The following is a 16879-nucleotide window of genomic DNA, read 5'->3' on the forward strand; positions in this document are numbered from 1 at the left end:
GTCATTCAGTAGCACTAGTTATCACTAGTCTCACTTATTTCATCTAATTTATCACTCAAAATACTATCACATTGGATCATGCCATCCCATACTGCTGAAAATGGATATGATGGATTTCTCATATTAATAATAAATTTTTTAGATCTATTTATTTCATCCGGATGGTCATTCCCTTTTATAATCTTCATTTTGTGAAGCATAAATAAGTAATAATTTTCATTAATATCATTTTGTAGTGTTTGTTTACTTAATTTTCTGGTAGGTGTGTTATCTTGATTACAACACAGATTGATTAATTTGATGGTTTCTAATAGTTCTTCAGAGGGATCCTGTTGTTTTTCACTAGCGATGATTTTCCAGTGCGGGCAATATTCCAATTTAATAAAAATATTATCAGAAATAATAAAATCTTCTGAACAGCAATCTATTGTTGATTCAAAATCATCAGATTTAATGCTATTACATCGTTCACATGATAAAAATAAATTATTCCAGTCATATTTTATATTATCATCACCTCGATGTGGAACCCTGTGTTCCACTCTGGGTGATTGTAAGTTCTTAGTTTCACATATATAGCATTTTCCATGAAACATTTTATTTAATGCTTCTATTATTTCAGGTGATTTGTAATTTGTTTTATCTCTACAACCTTGAGGTGTGATATTATCTCTTTTTGTATTAAACATAATCACTCACCTATATACATATTTAACGCTGTATAATATATTGCTTTTGATTCAGAATCTAAAATGCTTAATGAAGATTCTAATTCTGAAAAAATAGAGCTCAATAAATCTTTATCTTTACCTCCAACTTCAATTTGTTCTTTTAATTTTTGTATTTTTTCTCTCACTGTATTAGGAATAACATCCACATCAAGTATGTTTTTTACTATATTTTCATAAGAATACATGGTTAATGATGGAATGTTTATATTTTTTGTTATGTCAAAAATAATAAAATCATCACTGGATCCAAGTACAAAAGGTGAATGTGTGGTAATTATAAATTGTATTTTAGGAAAAGTTGATATTAACATAGGTAATACTTTTCTTTGTATCGATAAATGCAAATGGGCATCTATTTCATCTATTAATACAATACCTTTCATTTTAGAAGGTTCTATTGAGTAAAGGCTTGCCCTAAATAGTATTTCGGTAAATATATCCAGTATTGCTGAATAGCCAGAAGATAACTCTCTAAATGATGAACTATAATATTGGTCTCTTACTATATACAATTTATAATTTTCATAATCAAATTCAAAATTAACACGACACTCCATTAAAATAGATATTTTTTCTTCTAATTCACTTATCCATAATGATAATTTATTTGCCTTTTCTTGTTCATTGTTTTTATTATAAAGCGCTTCTTGCGTATACAAGGTAATGATATAGGATTCTAAATCTTGGTTTGCGTACTTATTTAACATTGCACTTTGATCTACTGACAACCAAGATTCTTTTATTTCCGAAATGGGTTTTGTACCATGAGATTCATTGATGCTTATCTGTCTTGATGCTCTGAAATAGAAATAGATAAACTTTTTGTAATAAGATTCTTTAACCATCTCATCAATATCATCTATTTCTACATTTATTTTGAATTGAAATTCTTTTAATTTTAAATTTTCTTGATCTATACTTTTCTTATATCTATAATAAGAAGTATAGTCATTTTTTGACTCTGCTTCATTCATCCATTGAGTGTAGTTATCAATATCTCTTTTTATTTTTTCAATAAAATTACCAGTCTTGTTAGAGAAAATACTTTCAAAGTAATTATTTATTTCTTGCAATAAAGATGTTTTTCCTGAGCCGTTATTACCTATAATTACTACACTCTTTTTATCATCTAAATCAATTGAAATGTTTTGTTCTGTAAATGGAATGATGCCATTGATTGACTTTATAATCATACAGTATTCCTAAAAATCAGCTTAAAAGAGTATCTTACACAAAATAAAAGGAAAGAGGTTTTTATTTTATAATTTTTTGTTCCTTCTCTCAGTGGCAATATCAAATGCCAAGCTTCTTAAATTAGGTGAATGATTTATTAATGCACGATGTGTTGACGCTTGGCTGATAAAGGCAAAACTTTTTCCCCAAGGGTGTTGATAACGATCACGTACAATAGGTGCGCGCCAATGTTGCAATAATCCTTCTAAAGGCAAGTGATCGTCTCCAACGGTTAATGCTTGAGTAACTAATTGTGGAAATTCACGTTTAATATCTTTGGCTTGTAAATACCAGCGTTCTCTCCCATAAATAGCTGCTTTTAACGTGATATTGTTATCACTCAAATACCACACTTGTGGCACGGATTGTTCATCAGTATTAATTCCTGAAACCGCATCAGTAAAGCGTTTAGCACATTGTAGATTTTGTGCCAAAGCCTCTCTTACCCGTTGATTCTGTGCTGAACTGATTGATGTTTTATAAGGACCTAATCGGTAGCGTTCCCAACATGTCTCATCATAGATATCAAAATCACTTAATGCTCTACCGTAGCTATCCATAACCACAGGATTAGGCGGTAAAAGTTGGTATACAAAAGGACAACCGCAGACATCATCGGATGAAAAGCCATGAAGATAACCACTTCCGGCATAATAGCCAGTCTCCATCATTGATAACGCTTGGAATGTACCGTGCCAAGGTGGGCCAAAGGCATACCATTTCGCCACTAATGCTCTATTTTCTGGTGTGGTATGACGTAACCAATAGCGTATTGCGAGGTTAGACGCGGATTGTGCAATAAAAATAAAAGGCTGACTCTCGCCAAAAATCGTTTTTAATCGATTAACTTCTCTATCAATAGTATCCACCAGCAATCGATGATCGGCTCTCCAATCATGAGCAAGGAAAAATAGATCTTGCCCTTCACGATAACCCAATGCGGTTTCAAGTACATCTTTAAGCTCTTGAGTGACAAGTGTGCTCACTAAATAAGGGACAATCGAAAAGGCATGCAATTGCTCGGTGGCTAATACGCGAGGTGAATGTTGAGCGTTGGGATGTTCATATTCATAATCACTTTTTGTAAAAACACTACGATGATCACCCCAAATAAAGGCCTGCTTTTGTCTATCAAAAAGCTTAGTGCCTAAAATTCCTGGTAAATAGATAATAGGAAGATTGGGTACTTTATCATCGAGTTGTGCTTTACGAATTTGAGCCGCAATAAGCTGAGCACGGATTAATGACCATCCTCTATTGAGTGGCATATTTTTAGCGTCCTTTTAATGGAATAAGAGTGATCGGCACATTTTCGCTACCAAGATGCGTTTTTTCGGCCTCAGTAACAGGAAAGTGAGCACGATCGTAAACCTCAAATAGTTGGCAAGGTTCATTTTGGTGATGATAAAGGCGGATCCCCTCTGCTTTAGGGCTACTTTTGGACAACATAAAGCGATGGCAACTGTTGGTGCTGATTGGGCCAATAGGCTCACCTTGTTTTGTAATAAATTGATAATAAATAGGCGAATCATTTTTTTGTTCAATATGGCAAGCCTGAACAGGACCACGGAAAGGATGGGTAATACAGATAAAATCATCAGGGATATGTTCTGATAATTTGTCAGTATTAGATCTAGCCCAAGGCAAAATAATGGACGGCTGAAAATGACAATGAGGACATTGCCCATTATCTAAGTGAGATTGTGCAATTAATCCACTTCGCTTAACTAATAAGGCATGGCATTCAGGACAATAAGAGTTTGCGCTGTCTGTATCAAACACATTTCCGACATAAACATAACGCATACCTTCGTTTAAGGCTTGCTGGCGAGCTTGCTCTAAAAAAGGAATTGATGTGCGTTCAACGTGTCGATATTGGTAATCAGGATGGAAACGAACATAGTGCAAAGGAATATCTGCATCAAGATATTTAAGCATCCAATCTGTGACTTTTTTCGCTTCTTCTAGTGAGTCATTACGTCCCGTCACGCATAAGTTAGAGACTTCAAGATGCGGACTATTTGTAGCTTTGCGTGCATCATAGACTTGTTTAATACCGTCAAGAACGGGCTGTAAACGCCCTCCTGTATGCTTACGATAAAAACTATCTAGCATTGATTTTAATGAAATACTAAAGATATCCATTACACCTAGTAATTCATCAATGGCTTTTTCGCTGATGTAAAATGCACTCTTGTACAGATTTTTTAAGCCATGTTCACGAGCAAGCTTCGCTGTGTCCATGACAAACTCATGCCAAACAATCGGATCATTATAAGTCCACGACAAAACACGAATATTATGTTTTAACGCATAATTGACCACATCTTCAGGGCTGTAATACGCCACACTGCTGTCTTGTACATAACGTGCTTGGCTGGTGCTCCAGTTTTGGCAAAAATCACAACGTAACATACAGCCAATATTACCTAACGATAAAATGCGTTCACCGGGTGCATAATGATAAACCGCTTCGGTTTCTATCGACTCTTGTGTCATGGGTACCGATTTACCGTAGTTTAGCGTCACTAAACTGCCATTCTCATTGCGTCTTAGTTTGCAAGTTCCTGTGCGACCTAAATTAATTTTACAGGCTCGTGGGCAAAGCTCACATTGAATGCGATTATTTGAAATTGGGTGCCATAAGCGCGCTGGGTTCCCTGTTTGTTGCCATTGCTTCATTCTTACCATGAGTTATTCCTTCTGATCATTACAATGATGATTATTTTCATGAAGCGGCAAAGTGGTTTTTTGTCGAATACCGGTTTGCCAGTATTTCAAAACATGACGTAGTGACCAGCAGAAAGGATGGCCTTTTGCCGGTGTATTAATTAAATAATGGCATTCGCCTTGTGGCGTTAAAGAGGAAATTAGTTTAAAACCGGGACCAAACGTATATGGCTTGATTTTAATGGTATCGTTATTCCCTATTTGAGATTGCGTTAAGAAATCTGCATTTTGTCGTGTCGCGTGAATAGTTTCACGATTACCACCTTGATAGAGATAACGTCCAGTTAATAGACGATTAAGCCACAATGGCTTTTTGATACTATGTTGGAATTCAACATAAGGGCGTTCCATTTTTTGACTGGCAATTAATGCACTGGCATAGGTTTCACGAATTAATATGGGTATCTCTTTTTCTTCAAACTGCCAACTTTGTAGATGATGTTGCAAAATATTCAAAATACTCCAGCGACAACTTGGCCAAAAATCCGTATACAGTGCGCGTGATCCTCTTTTTAATACCTTGCCTAATACCTTGTCAGTAAGATGTTGGAACCACACATCAAAAAATCGTGAGGCATTTAATTGTTGAGTATTGCCATCCCACTGAGAAAGGATTTTATCTTCAGGCACATAAGGGAGCAAAAAAGCGAGTGCTTGTTGAGCAAAAACATCTTTTTTATCATCTTGAAGTTGGCAAAATGTCTCAACAGTGTGTTTTTTTGTTTGCTGAATAAGCGCTTCAATACGCAACGCTCTTGTTGGTGGATGCCAGCGATTAGATAGCGCAGGTTTCCCATTAAAAAGAGATTCGCTATATTGATTGGCATAAAGAACATATCCCCGTTCAGGGTTATATTCGGTGGGTAAATCATCAAAAGGAACATAACCTTGCCATTGATGCAATGGTTCCGTTAGGCTCAGTATTAAACTGCCAATTTCACGATGACGCTTAGGAATATACCCCATACTCTGTAAGCCAATATCGCCGTGAATATCTGCATATCCCACCATCATGGGGGAATTTTTTACATGCTTTAACGCTTCTCTAAATGATGCCCAGTTATGACATTTTGCGAGCTGATAAAAAGTAATATCACCACTTGGATCATCTAATGCGGGCCAGCGTAGAAATAAACCATAGCCCTCCTTTTCTGACATCAATCGACCTTGTGAATACTCATAAGTCACAAAGCTCTGTTGGCGTTTTGAAGATAAACCAATGCTATGTGTTCTTTTTACTAAAGGTTCCCATCCCTGTGTGGTTTCAACCTTTTCATTTTCTAAATCAATGCGTCCCCAATATAAATCTTGGTTATCCGCCATAATGCCAACCATTCCCCACGCTGCATGGGCATTGCGTCCCACAATAATGCCCGGTGATCCTGGAAAATGTGAACCCATTACGCTTAATCCTTCATCGCTTTTTAACCGACATAACAGATTAAAACTAGGATTAACATGTCCCATATGCGGATCAGCAGCTAACATCGGTTTACCAGATGCGGTAAACAAGCCATTCACTGCAATCACGTTAGATCCCGTATCAGGTGAAGCCAGTCCTAAGTGCTGTAGGCCTTTTAACCCTTCTTTAAACGCTGCAATCACTTCAGGGTGATATTCCCCCTGCTCGTTTAAAGGTAATGGTGGAATTTGATTGCCTTCTAGGCTAAAGGTAGATAAAAGCTGTTGATGTTGAGATGTTGTTAGTCGATTCGCTAAGCGGGTATTAAATAACTCATATTGCCAAGCTGAGTTAATAAAGTATTTCAATTGCCCTAAGAGATAGCTATCTGTCGTGGTAAATTTTTCAGGTTGATAACGCAATAATAAACATTCAATAGGTCTGATTTTTAAATCATTAATAGCTTGGTTAATACCTGCAATATATGCAGTGATATGTTGAAATTGAGTCGCCTGCCAACTATCCGACGGTGCGTTTTTATCGTTAAGTTCTGCAATTTTGGCTAACTCTACTAATCCTAATCGACGTTGAAAAATGTCTGTTCTAAGGGCGCCATTTCCCATGACTTCACTTAAGCGACCACTGGCAACTCGGCGTGATAAGTCTAATTGCCACAATCGCAAATAAGCTGCACCATAACCTTGACCATAGAAAACCGCATTATCTGTATCACCCTTGATACTTAATAGTTGCTCAGTTTCAAGTGAGAGTGAAACCGCTCCCCATGGGCTGGTTAGTGTCCTTGGCTTCATTTTTGCTCCTTATTTATCAACGTCTGTTGATGAGCTATGCTGCAGATATAATCCTTAAATTCAGTTAATGGCTCTCCTGCTGTCCATCCTAATAGTTGTTCTGCCTTATAAGATGAATAGGTATAAGTGCTACCATCCATAATACCTAGTGCTTCACAAGAAAGTGGCATGGTTAGAACTAGCATAGAGAGTCTATCCATCAACCATGCTAATGGCCGCAAACTACGGCGATCTTTTGTCGGTAATGAGGGTGTTTTTTGTATTTCACTTAATAGTGTGAAAATTTCAGGCATAGAAAAAACATCACCTGTGAAAAGAACAGTTTCTTGTGGTTTATCTAAGGCCAGTAATCGCAATAATCCGTCACAAAGCCGTTCAACATGACAGAGTTGAAATGTGCTGTTTGTACTGATTTGAAAAGGAATTTTTTTATTAAAAAATGCGGATAAAGTTTGGGCTAAAACGCTATTATCACCTTGTCCAAAAACACCCCCACAAATCGCAATTTTTATCGGCATACCTTGTTGCTGGTGGTGTTCAACGAATACGTGAGCAATTTGCTTGGTTTCTTCATAATAACTGCGAAAATAACCATTGTGACGATGAGTTTCATCAAGTAATAACCCCTTTGTTTCTCCTAATGCTGCTGTTGTGCTGGTATATAAAATCTGAGAGATTTGTGCTTTTTTGGCTTCATCTAGTAAATTCAATGTGCCAGTGACATTGGTTTGATACATTTTTTGATGTTCTGAACGTGTCGGCGCAATGCCGACTCGATAATCCGCGGCTAAATGAATAATGATATCTTGCCCAATCAGCGCTTCTCGGTAGGTATTCGGTTGCAATAAATCGCCTTTCACCACCTTAATACCGTTGGGTAATGCTGGACGATAAGGATGATTTTTACGGGGTTCGCGACATAATATCGTTAATTCATCACCGAGTTCTGCAAGTTTAGCTAATAAGTAAGAGCCAATAAATCCACTAGCGCCTGTGATAAATATTTTCCGTTTATTCAATGTTGTTATCCTTCTTTATTCACAAAGAACACCAGTGCAGCCAATATAAAAAAGCCGTCATGCGTAGCTGTCATTGGCCGAGAATGCATCGTGCCAATTGGGCAATAACGAGTGAAACAGTAATTTTGCAGTGAAAGTGAAGAGAGATCGCCGTGATAAGCAAGCGTTTGTAAGCGTGCAAACCACTCTTTTTGGGCTAATTGCAAATGATGCTCCACAGAGCCAACAATCAATTGAAAGCCAAAATTAAGCCAATATTGAGGCATAAATTGAGTGTGATAAGTGACTGCCCAGCCTGATTTTGCATCATAGTGTGTTGGTTTTTCATTATTGAGTCGCTCACGAGACAGTGAATACTCATGCGCTTGTGCCATTTGTTGAAGTTTTAGATCATCAGGCAATGGCGGTAATGAGGGCAATGCGATAGAAAGTTGCTGATAGAGTTGTTCTGCACAGGTTTTATTTTCTAATAAAATAAAACGAGGTGAACTACAAACCTGCTGTCTAAACAAGCAAACATCATTTAACACCAAAGAAATATCAGGTAATGAATCACCCAAAATAGCCATCCCACTTATTTTGGGACCTAACTCAATTAATTTAATATGTGCTGGTGTGATTTGGCGATAATGCTGAATAAGCGCATCACCACCTGCTAATAAAATGGCCTCGATACCTTCAAGAACAAGCTCATCGTTTTGATTTTCACTCGACCAATTTAGAATTTCACACTGATTTTCATTTAAGCCTAAATATGCCCGTAATGGATAAAGCCATTGTGTTGATAATCGTGCTTTTATTCTGATGGGACTACCAATTAAATAGCCTGCAAGTAAGGCTTCTAATGTACCAAGGGGATCTTTTTCAGAGACTACAATTAATAATTTATTGGGCGCTCGCCAGTTTTTATTTCCTAATTCGTTAGCCACTTTTTGTGCTAATACATCGCTATAAGCCCATTGTTTCAGACGTTCAAGGCAGAATTTTTGCGTCAAAACGTCATCAGAAAATAACCAGTTTTCATTAAGGCAGTGTATTAAACACAGTTTAATGTTTGCTAAACGAACAAGTATAGCTTCTATCATTTTATCTGTGCAGCGCAAGTGCCCTCTGGTGAAGTAGCTCTTCCAATATAATGAATATAGGGTAAAGAATGACCACAAGCGCATTGTGTTCCCCATATTCCTAAATCTTGAGTTAACAGACGTTGAGAAGGCAGAGAATCAAAAAAAGGATTCTCAAGTTGAATAAATCCTGTTTTACCTTCTGGTGCCCGATCACCCGTTTCATCAATAATGGCAAAGCGAGAATAAGCTGGAATGTGGAAATGCCCTTCACTACAACTAATGTAGTGTAGAGGATGTTCTGTCATGCCATAAATATCACGAATATCAACATTAGGAGCATGTAAGGTTTCTTTTAATCCTTGGATAATATCAGGTCGTTCAAGTTGTTTTGTCATCCCTTTCCATCCTCCGCCCGTTAAGCCTTTAATCGGCGATAACAGCGTGAAGGGTTCTGGTCGGCTTAAACATAAGTGCTCAAAGAAAAGTGTTAACCCAAGAATATAAATAGGAGCCGGATCACTCGCCCAACGCTGTAATGTTGACCATGCTAGTTTTGTATCAAATTGGCCTTGTTCTGATACCGTAAAAACAAGCTCTTTAATCGGTGCGCATTGGGTAAATTTTAAGAAAGCAGTGGCAAAACCAGCATGATCGCCAGATTGAGGATCGGGCGATAACATCAGAAAATGGGCTGGGTTTGTGGATATTAAGCTATTGTGATAGAAAATCTGTGTCATTGCCGTTTCAATGCGCTTTAGGCTGACATCATCAAAGAAAACTTGCGTTTTTCCTTGTTGTCCCGTTCCTGAGCTATTTAGCCAAATGCCATTGCGATGTGTTGGTGTCGCTAAATCCATGGTTTTAAATAAATTAACGGGGATAACTGGTTGAGGCATTTTTTGCCATAGCGATTGATAATTAGCATTATATTGACGATGCCAGATATCTGCTTCATCCATAGATGCAGTAAAAAGAGCATCATCAAAACTATCAACAGCATAAGGTTGAGTAAGGTTAACTAAGCTATCAATTTTATGACACCGTTTTTCTGACATGATGTATCCTTACATTGATAATGGTTATATCAACATAGTCAGCAATTATTTTTACTTATTGAATGTAATTATTCTTAAAACAGGAAGGATGTGATTAGATTTCACCGTTCTTATGTTTTATATCACATTGTTTTATCTAGATTGAATAATCACAATCTGATAAATAAGTAGTTTTGCTTAAAAGCAAAGAGAACACTTTAAAAATAAAGTGTTCTCTTTGGTGATTATTATGTGTGGATCGCTATTTTTTGTGAACGTAGCAAAGCTTATCCATTAGCTTTTTACGAATATCATCTGAAATAAAACTGGCATTAAGAGCATCGATATTACATTGCTGAAAGTCTTTTTCGCACCAACCAAAAATATCATGTAATAATTGATATTCTTTATTTAATGAAGTGTTGGCAACCGTTCGTGCGTCGGTATTAATATTTAATTTAACGCCCTGCTTTTTTAGCTGATTAACGGGATGTTGGCCTATTTGCTCATAGATATTGCAGATAATATTACAGCTTGGGCAAACCTCTAATAATATATTTTGAGATTTAAGCCTATTAATAACTTCGCTATCCTCAATACTTCTTACACCATGACCAATTCGAGTAACATGCAGTTTATCCAATGTTTCGGTGACACTTTCAGCGCCTTTTGCTTCTCCTGCATGAGCAATTAAATTACCTCCTGCTTTTTTAACATAATCAAAAGCAGCGATATGATTATCTAAAGGGAAACGGGCCTCATCAGCGGCTAAATCAAGTGCAACCACGCCTTTATTAAGGTATTCAACAACCAGATTAGCGGTTTGCTGGCTTTCTATCGCACTAAAATGACGTAATGTGCATAAAATCAATCCCGCTTTAATATTATATTTTTGAGATGCTTCCTTCATTGCTGAAATAACAACTTCAACAATATCTTTATCTGTTAAACCTTGTTTGGTGTGTAATAACGGAGCAAAACGGATTTCAACATAAATAACATTATCTGCTTTCAACTGATGAAATAGATCATCAACAGCCAGTGTAATTGCTGATTTAGTCTGCAAAAGATCAATTTGAGGCGTGACTTTACTTAAAAAATCACCCAAATCAAAACAAGGTTTATGAGCAACAAATTGCTGATTAAACTTATCAAAGCTTATCGTTGGATCTAACTGTTTAATATAAAAATAGCTTAAACAGGTATCTAAATGCACATGAAGCTCGATTTTAGGCAATAAACGGGGATTGAATGTCATTAATATAATCTCTAAATATTAGGAATATCATGATAGTAATAATCTCCACCAGCCTAAAAAAGGACATATGTCCTTTTTTGCAAAGTATGCTATTTTCGATAATAAATTGAAGCCGTAATTGTGGAAGGAAAATAAAAGTGAAAGTAGTTAATAATGAAAAAAAACGTAACGCTTTTATTTTAAAGCATCAGCTTGATACTTATTTATCTGATACTTTATTGTCTTCTCTGCGGTTAATGGAAGTGAAAACAGGTGAGTATTTAATTACACAAAATTGCCAAGCAACACATTTATACTGCTTAGTGGAAGGGAAATTACAAATTGAACGCTATGAAATAAACGGTGAGCATGTGGTTTTTTCTTTTGAACAAGCTTTCTGTGTTATTGGTGATTTAGAGCTTTTTTCAACCAAAGATGAAATGATCTTTAGTACTGTACAAGCCTTAGTTCCTTCCTATTTATTAGCATTACCTCTTTCCATAATCAGACAAAAAGCATTACAAGATGCTAATTTTCTCACCTTTATTTGCCAGCAATTAAGCCAAAAACTTTATCAATCTTCATTAAGACACTCTCAGTCACCCTATTCTTCAGAATTTAAACTACGCCGATATTTATTTTTTAAAACACAACAAGAAGGAGTCTCTTTTCAATTAGAAAAAAGAGACTCATTAGCGGCAATGCTTGGGATCTCAACCAGACAATTAAACCGCGCTTTAGCTCATTTAGTCAGTATTAAGGCGATTAAATTAAAGAGCAAATCGATAACGGTGTTGGACGAAGAGTTATTGTCTCAGCTTAATGGCTTAGTTTAATAAACGTTTTATTGATAAACAATTTCAAGATCTAATGTAGCATTTGCTGTCCCAGGGAAAACGTCTTTTTCCATTTGTTTGTAATAACCCCTAAAATTTAAAGTTACTTCACCTTCATTTTGGGTGGCGCTAATCACGGTATTACGTTTATTTAATTCTAATGTAGACCAATTACTGCCATTTACACTGTATTGTGTTTCAACACCAACTCCTTTGGCATTATCAGATGAAGGATTTAATGCCAAAACAGTATTGTCGCCAGAAAAGGCAGTTCCTCTAGGATTTAAAATAACGGGCAAACCTTCAGGACACTCTAGGGTTATATTCCAGTCTATTTTTTCGCTTGTTGAATGTATCTGTTCGCCAAATCCGTTGTTACTTAAGGAAATATGCCCAAGGTTAACCTCTTTGATTTTTGATGACTCTAATATGCAGGTACTAGCTTGCACCTTTCCTTTAATATCAAATAAGGTGTCATAACTTATTACTTGTGAAGAAAATAATAAGGAAGAGACAAAAAGGATTATGGATTGGATTGGTTTCATCATTATTCCTTAATTACTTTGCACAACAAAGGTAATTGAAGCATTAGCTTTGCCCGGCGTTGCCGTATTTTCTAACTGTTTATAACGAGCTCTTAATTTCAATTTATTAATACCATTGGTAACTTCTTTCGAGCTTAATAACACACTTAACTCATTGGCATTTTTAGCTTCCCAGTGGTTGCGCTCTGGAGAATAGGCTTCAATTTGAATAGCCATTCCTGAGGCAGCATTGGCGATATCGTCAAGCTTAAATAAGTTTTTATCTGATGCAGGTGCTCCTTGTAATGAACCTACCACTTGACTACTTTGCATTTTACAATTAAAGACTAATTCAAATTCAACCCAATCAGTTGTACTGCCCGCAGAGAAATTATTGCCATTTCCTGTTAATAACCAAGTACCTAATTCGACATTTAAATTATTTGTTTCAATGCTACAAGCCGCCGCTTTTATCGAACCCGTATAATTGACTTTAACGCTATCACTAGCAAAGACAGAGAAAGAAAAGAATACTAATGCGAATAAAATGCACTGAATAACACTCTTTTTTAAAATTGATTTATTTTTCACGATAGTTCCTTCTAAATTAGCGATAAACTAACGTTACAGTGACTTTAGCATTGCCATCAGACGCCTTGACATTGTCAGATAATTTTACGTATTTAAAATCAAAATCTTTATTTATCACTTCTTTCTTATTGGTTGTTTTCGCAAAAGAATATTGATAATTACCCGGTGTTTTTCTATCGCCACCGAGTTTTAAAGCTTCAGAGCTTCCTGATTCAAACATCTGCACACCAAAGCCGGGGTTATTGCTCTGATTTTCTAAATAAATAATATCTGAGCCAATATTATTTGGGTTGTTATTATCAGCAATCGTGTAATCAACAATCATATTTTCAGGGCATTCAACCGTCATTGATTGTTGTGCATAACCAAAATTATCACCAATACCCAATTTGCGTATTGCCGCCAGCTCATGAGTCCCTAAATCAACGGTTTCACGTTTGGTTTTTACTTCACAACTGCTCTCTTTCCACGTCACAGCAGGTGAACTTCGTACAATTAAACCCACCCCCATAACCAAAGATGTTGTTCCTCGAGTACATTGAAAGTTTAATGATTCTAAATTTATTCTATTAGATGTACTTTTATTTATTTCGCCAGATACCGTCTTTACAAAGGCAATTTTCATTTCTAAATAAAGCTTTACGGTATTATCTTTTGTCTCACGATAGGTTTCAGCAGAAGTAATGGGATACCACTGTGATGTTCCTTGTTGACGATATCCCATAATATAACCGATGCCATCTATGTTGGTTTTAAAAACAGGATAAGATTGTGAATCTTCGCGTATTGCAGAAATACCTGATAAATTTGTTGTGATCTTTGTTACATAGTTATATTTGCCAGGTGTAAACGCCTCGCATAAATTTTCATCAGAGCTTGCGCTGAATGTTTGCCAACCATTACCTAAAAGAGAGCCTGATGGTTTTTTTTGAGCTATATCATCAATAATAAAATTATTAATACCGAGGTAAAAAGTACCATCACTTAATGCCTGAGATGAAAACAAGGTTAAAGAAGTAGCAATAATAAATTGTTTAATATTCATAATGAAGATCCTCTTAATTAACGGCAATTAACAGTTAAGGTTGGCAAATGCTGTTTTAATTGCTCTGCCGTTAAATGATAATCTGCAATACATTGATCTTGCGTGTTTTTGCCCCATGACACGGTAAGCTGTCCTTTTTCTGGCATTCCACTGAGATAGACATCCCCATTCTCATCGGCAATACCTGTACTTACCTCTTGTTCATTGGTTTGTTGTGATAATTGAGCTAAAGCACCAAATGGAACAGGTTTACCGTTGTTAATAACGGTAAATAACACGCGATATCCCACATGAGTTTGATAATCAGCAAGCATAGCGGCTCCCTTCGTTGGGATAAGCGTGACGGTATTATTCTTTAATTCAACGTTGTCAGGTAATGAGCTGATATCTAATGTAATTTCATTCTTAGAATATGCGTTTAAATAAGGTACGATGGCATAGCCTCGCCAATCGGTGGAAACACCTGTGCGATTTTGAATTTGCACATTTTTGGCATCTGGTGCTCTAACAATGGCGAACGAATCATAAATAGGTTGTGACAGTGTCACGCCATAAGGATGAGCAACCACAGCACCTGTTAATCCATAATTAGCTCGTTGTGAATGTTTGTCATAACCATAGCCTACATTAGCGACACCATAACTTGCGCGATAAGAAGCAGATGCATTACCACTAGCATTATTTTCTTTATTGCCATAAGACTGCTGGACTGAATAATTTAGGTTATTGTTCTCAAGTAAACTGCCACTAATACCGGCCATCATGTCAGCATTACCGTTATTATCTGTTGTTACACTGCTGTTTAATGACGTGTAACTTCCCGCCATGCTATCCAAAGGTATAGAAACAGAGAACGCAAATCGATTATCTGACTTACGCTGATTAGGTGTGCTTGAATAGCTATAATTTAAATTATAAGAAATTCCGCCCATATTATTACTATAGCCAGAGCTTATGGAGCGCTCTTTTCCTGAACGATCCCAATAATCTTGCTGATAGGTAGAAAAATAAATACTACCGTAGTCATTTAAAGACTGGCTCAATGTTATCTGAAAGCGATTCTTTTTATTGTCATGATGTAACTCATCGCTGTAATGGTTATTGGCTTCAGTAAAGCTGTAATAACCTTCTGTTGAATAGCGATAATTAGCCAATGTGACAGAGGTTCCCGTTGTCATCATATTTTTAGAGTATTGGAAGCGATAAGACTGCCCACTATTATTATTTTTACCTGCTAAGTTTTGAGTATTCGCATGGGTAATATCTGTTGAGAACGCCCCTAAACTACCTAAGTTAACACCAACACCAGCAACATAAGATTGATGATCTTTTGAGAGCAATACGCCTGTATAACCTGTAACACCTTTAGGTAAACCATAAATGGCCGTACCTTGCACAAATTCTGGCTCTTTGGCGTTGTCAGCATTAGATTTAAATTTTCCCCCTGTGAGTGAATATTTAAATTGCCCCTCACGTTGCATAATGGCAATTGATGAAAATGGCACAACAAAAGAGCGCTCTGTACCATCCGCTTCTTTAATTAGCACCGTTAAGTCACCGCTAGTTCCTGTTGAATAGAGATCATCAATTTCAAAAGCACCTGGCGCGACATAAGCTTGGTAAATTACATAATTATTTTGTTTGATGGTAATTTCTGCATTACTTTGTGCAATACCACGGATCACCGGAGCAAAACCACGCATTGAGCTTGGTAACATTGCCTCATCACTTTGTAATTGAATGCCTCGAAATTGAAAGCTGTCAAATACGTCACTTGGTGTTGAGGTATCACCCATAATTAATTGTGATTTTAGGTTATTAATCCCTCTCTCTAAGCTCGTTTCGATGCTTTTCCACTCTCTACCTGCTGAACTTTCGCTAAAAGTTGAATAGTTTTTTAAGCGCCAAGGGCCTAAATTTGCACTACTGCGAAAGTTTACATAGTGATTATTAGTGTCTTGACCTCCTGTACGGCTCCAGTTATTTGAACCGCTATAGTAGTAATTTAAAACTAATGCTGGTAACCCATTTTCCCATTTACTACTTGGAATTGTTCCCGGTACTATTTTTTCCATCGCAATTTGGGGGATAGAAAACATTAATTTTTGCTGATTTAATGCTAATTCTGTTTTTGCATCAGCAATATAATCGCTGATATCAGTAATTTCGTGTGTTGGTGCTAATGAAGCCAAATCAGAAATAGAATCAACTTTGATACCCCAATCATTTAAATCTTCTTTTTTTAATACAGGCATTAATTGACCTGTTTTTTCATTACTAATAAATGTAATGTTTTTTGCATCAACAACAATATTATTAATAATAATATCGACGTGATAATTTCCAGCTAATTGCCCTCCAGGTTTGGAGAATTGGTCAAGGCTTTCTATATCTGCAATGTTCTGTCCATCAATAATACTTAATGAATTTGGACTAAAATAGTCATTTGCAATGGAATAATTCGCTGTTGCTCCAACAATAATAATAGTAGCAATAGCTTGAGATATTCTTTTTAATTGAAATGTAAATAATCCATTATGCGAAGAGATAATGTATTTATTACAATTTTTTTCTGTTTTTTTGTGATTTGTAATAAGGCGCATAATGAATAATCATCC

At 36.3% G+C, this 16879-nt stretch carries 14 protein-coding genes; 1 reads left to right on the plus strand and 13 read right to left on the minus strand.

Going from position 1 to position 16879, the window contains the following annotated elements; all coding sequences use genetic code 11:
• Positions 1-14: 14 nt before the first annotated feature.
• From LW139_RS10210 to add, 9 genes are all read right to left on the minus strand, one after another.
• Positions 15-689 carry an HNH endonuclease gene (locus LW139_RS10210; RefSeq protein ID WP_247851155.1) on the minus strand — a complete coding sequence of 225 codons (675 nt, stop codon included), beginning with the start codon at positions 687-689 and terminating at the stop codon, positions 15-17.
• Positions 690-691: 2 nt separating this feature from the next.
• Positions 692-1924, minus strand: coding sequence for an AAA family ATPase (locus LW139_RS10215; RefSeq protein WP_247851156.1), 1233 nt, complete (start codon positions 1922-1924; stop codon positions 692-694).
• Positions 1925-1990: 66 nt separating this feature from the next.
• Positions 1991-3232 carry a lipase/acyltransferase domain-containing protein gene (locus tag LW139_RS10220; protein WP_247851157.1) on the minus strand — a complete coding sequence of 414 codons (1242 nt, stop codon included), beginning with the start codon at positions 3230-3232 and terminating at the stop codon, positions 1991-1993.
• A gap of 4 nt (positions 3233-3236) precedes the next feature.
• Positions 3237-4655 carry an AmmeMemoRadiSam system radical SAM enzyme gene (gene amrS / locus LW139_RS10225; RefSeq protein ID WP_247851158.1) on the minus strand — a complete coding sequence of 473 codons (1419 nt, stop codon included), beginning with the start codon at positions 4653-4655 and terminating at the stop codon, positions 3237-3239.
• A gap of 3 nt (positions 4656-4658) precedes the next feature.
• Positions 4659-6908 carry a penicillin acylase family protein gene (locus LW139_RS10230; RefSeq protein WP_247851159.1) on the minus strand — a complete coding sequence of 750 codons (2250 nt, stop codon included), beginning with the start codon at positions 6906-6908 and terminating at the stop codon, positions 4659-4661.
• Entirely contained in the window at positions 6905-7927 is a 1023-nt protein-coding gene (locus LW139_RS10235; protein WP_247851160.1) for an NAD-dependent epimerase/dehydratase family protein, read from the minus strand. The genes LW139_RS10230 and LW139_RS10235 overlap by 4 nt, the downstream gene beginning before the upstream one ends.
• 5 nt (positions 7928-7932) lie before the next feature.
• The gene (locus LW139_RS10240; RefSeq protein ID WP_166541259.1) at positions 7933-9012 is read right to left on the minus strand and encodes an acyl-CoA reductase; all 1080 of its coding nucleotides are present in this window, start codon (positions 9010-9012) and stop codon (positions 7933-7935) included.
• Positions 9009-10049: a hypothetical protein gene (locus LW139_RS10245; protein ID WP_166541258.1), complete on the minus strand. Its 1041-nt coding sequence runs from the start codon at positions 10047-10049 to the stop codon at positions 9009-9011. Before LW139_RS10245 ends, LW139_RS10240 begins: the two co-directional genes overlap by 4 nt.
• A gap of 241 nt (positions 10050-10290) precedes the next feature.
• The gene (add, locus tag LW139_RS10250) at positions 10291-11286 is read right to left on the minus strand and encodes an adenosine deaminase (RefSeq protein WP_247851161.1); all 996 of its coding nucleotides are present in this window, start codon (positions 11284-11286) and stop codon (positions 10291-10293) included.
• A 137-nt stretch (positions 11287-11423) separates the two neighbouring features.
• Here add and LW139_RS10255 point away from each other — a divergent pair, with 137 nt between their 5' ends.
• Complete coding sequence (locus LW139_RS10255; RefSeq protein WP_247851162.1) at positions 11424-12101, plus strand: Crp/Fnr family transcriptional regulator; 678 nt, start codon at positions 11424-11426, stop codon at positions 12099-12101.
• Positions 12102-12109: 8 nt separating this feature from the next.
• Here LW139_RS10255 and LW139_RS10260 read toward each other — a convergent pair whose 3' ends face one another.
• From LW139_RS10260 to LW139_RS10275, 4 genes are read right to left on the minus strand one after another with little or no spacing between them, the layout of a single operon-like run.
• Positions 12110-12646 carry a fimbrial protein gene (locus LW139_RS10260; protein ID WP_166541256.1) on the minus strand — a complete coding sequence of 179 codons (537 nt, stop codon included), beginning with the start codon at positions 12644-12646 and terminating at the stop codon, positions 12110-12112.
• Between the two features lie 9 nt (positions 12647-12655).
• On the minus strand, positions 12656-13216 hold the full coding sequence (locus tag LW139_RS10265; protein WP_227336862.1) for a fimbrial protein: 561 nt from the start codon (positions 13214-13216) through the stop codon (positions 12656-12658).
• 16 nt (positions 13217-13232) lie between these two features.
• Positions 13233-14261 (minus strand): fimbrial protein, encoded by a 1029-nt coding sequence (locus tag LW139_RS10270; RefSeq protein ID WP_166541254.1) that lies wholly within the window; start codon positions 14259-14261, stop codon positions 13233-13235.
• 17 nt (positions 14262-14278) lie between these two features.
• Positions 14279-16864 carry a fimbria/pilus outer membrane usher protein gene (locus tag LW139_RS10275; RefSeq protein ID WP_247851163.1) on the minus strand — a complete coding sequence of 862 codons (2586 nt, stop codon included), beginning with the start codon at positions 16862-16864 and terminating at the stop codon, positions 14279-14281.
• Between the last annotated feature and the right edge of the window lie 15 nt (positions 16865-16879).

Origin of the sequence: Proteus vulgaris (assembly GCF_023100685.1) — a bacterium.
In the GTDB taxonomy this organism is placed as follows: domain Bacteria; phylum Pseudomonadota; class Gammaproteobacteria; order Enterobacterales; family Enterobacteriaceae; genus Proteus.

Excerpts from the sequence above, each read along its gene's own strand:
- LW139_RS10210 (WP_247851155.1), bottom strand. The coding sequence starts at position 689 with ATGTTTAATACAAAAAGAGATAATATCACACCTCAAGGTTGTAGAGAT.
- LW139_RS10215 (WP_247851156.1), bottom strand. The coding sequence starts at position 1,924 with ATGATTATAAAGTCAATCAATGGCATCATTCCATTTACAGAACAAAAC.
- LW139_RS10220 (WP_247851157.1), bottom strand. The coding sequence starts at position 3,232 with ATGCCACTCAATAGAGGATGGTCATTAATCCGTGCTCAGCTTATTGCG.
- amrS (WP_247851158.1), bottom strand. The coding sequence starts at position 4,655 with ATGGTAAGAATGAAGCAATGGCAACAAACAGGGAACCCAGCGCGCTTA.
- LW139_RS10230 (WP_247851159.1), bottom strand. The coding sequence starts at position 6,908 with ATGAAGCCAAGGACACTAACCAGCCCATGGGGAGCGGTTTCACTCTCA.
- LW139_RS10240 (WP_166541259.1), bottom strand. The coding sequence starts at position 9,012 with ATGATAGAAGCTATACTTGTTCGTTTAGCAAACATTAAACTGTGTTTA.
- LW139_RS10245 (WP_166541258.1), bottom strand. The coding sequence starts at position 10,049 with ATGTCAGAAAAACGGTGTCATAAAATTGATAGCTTAGTTAACCTTACT.
- add (WP_247851161.1), bottom strand. The coding sequence starts at position 11,286 with ATGACATTCAATCCCCGTTTATTGCCTAAAATCGAGCTTCATGTGCAT.
- LW139_RS10260 (WP_166541256.1), bottom strand. The coding sequence starts at position 12,646 with ATGAAACCAATCCAATCCATAATCCTTTTTGTCTCTTCCTTATTATTT.
- LW139_RS10270 (WP_166541254.1), bottom strand. The coding sequence starts at position 14,261 with ATGAATATTAAACAATTTATTATTGCTACTTCTTTAACCTTGTTTTCA.
- LW139_RS10275 (WP_247851163.1), bottom strand. The coding sequence starts at position 16,864 with ATGCGCCTTATTACAAATCACAAAAAAACAGAAAAAAATTGTAATAAA.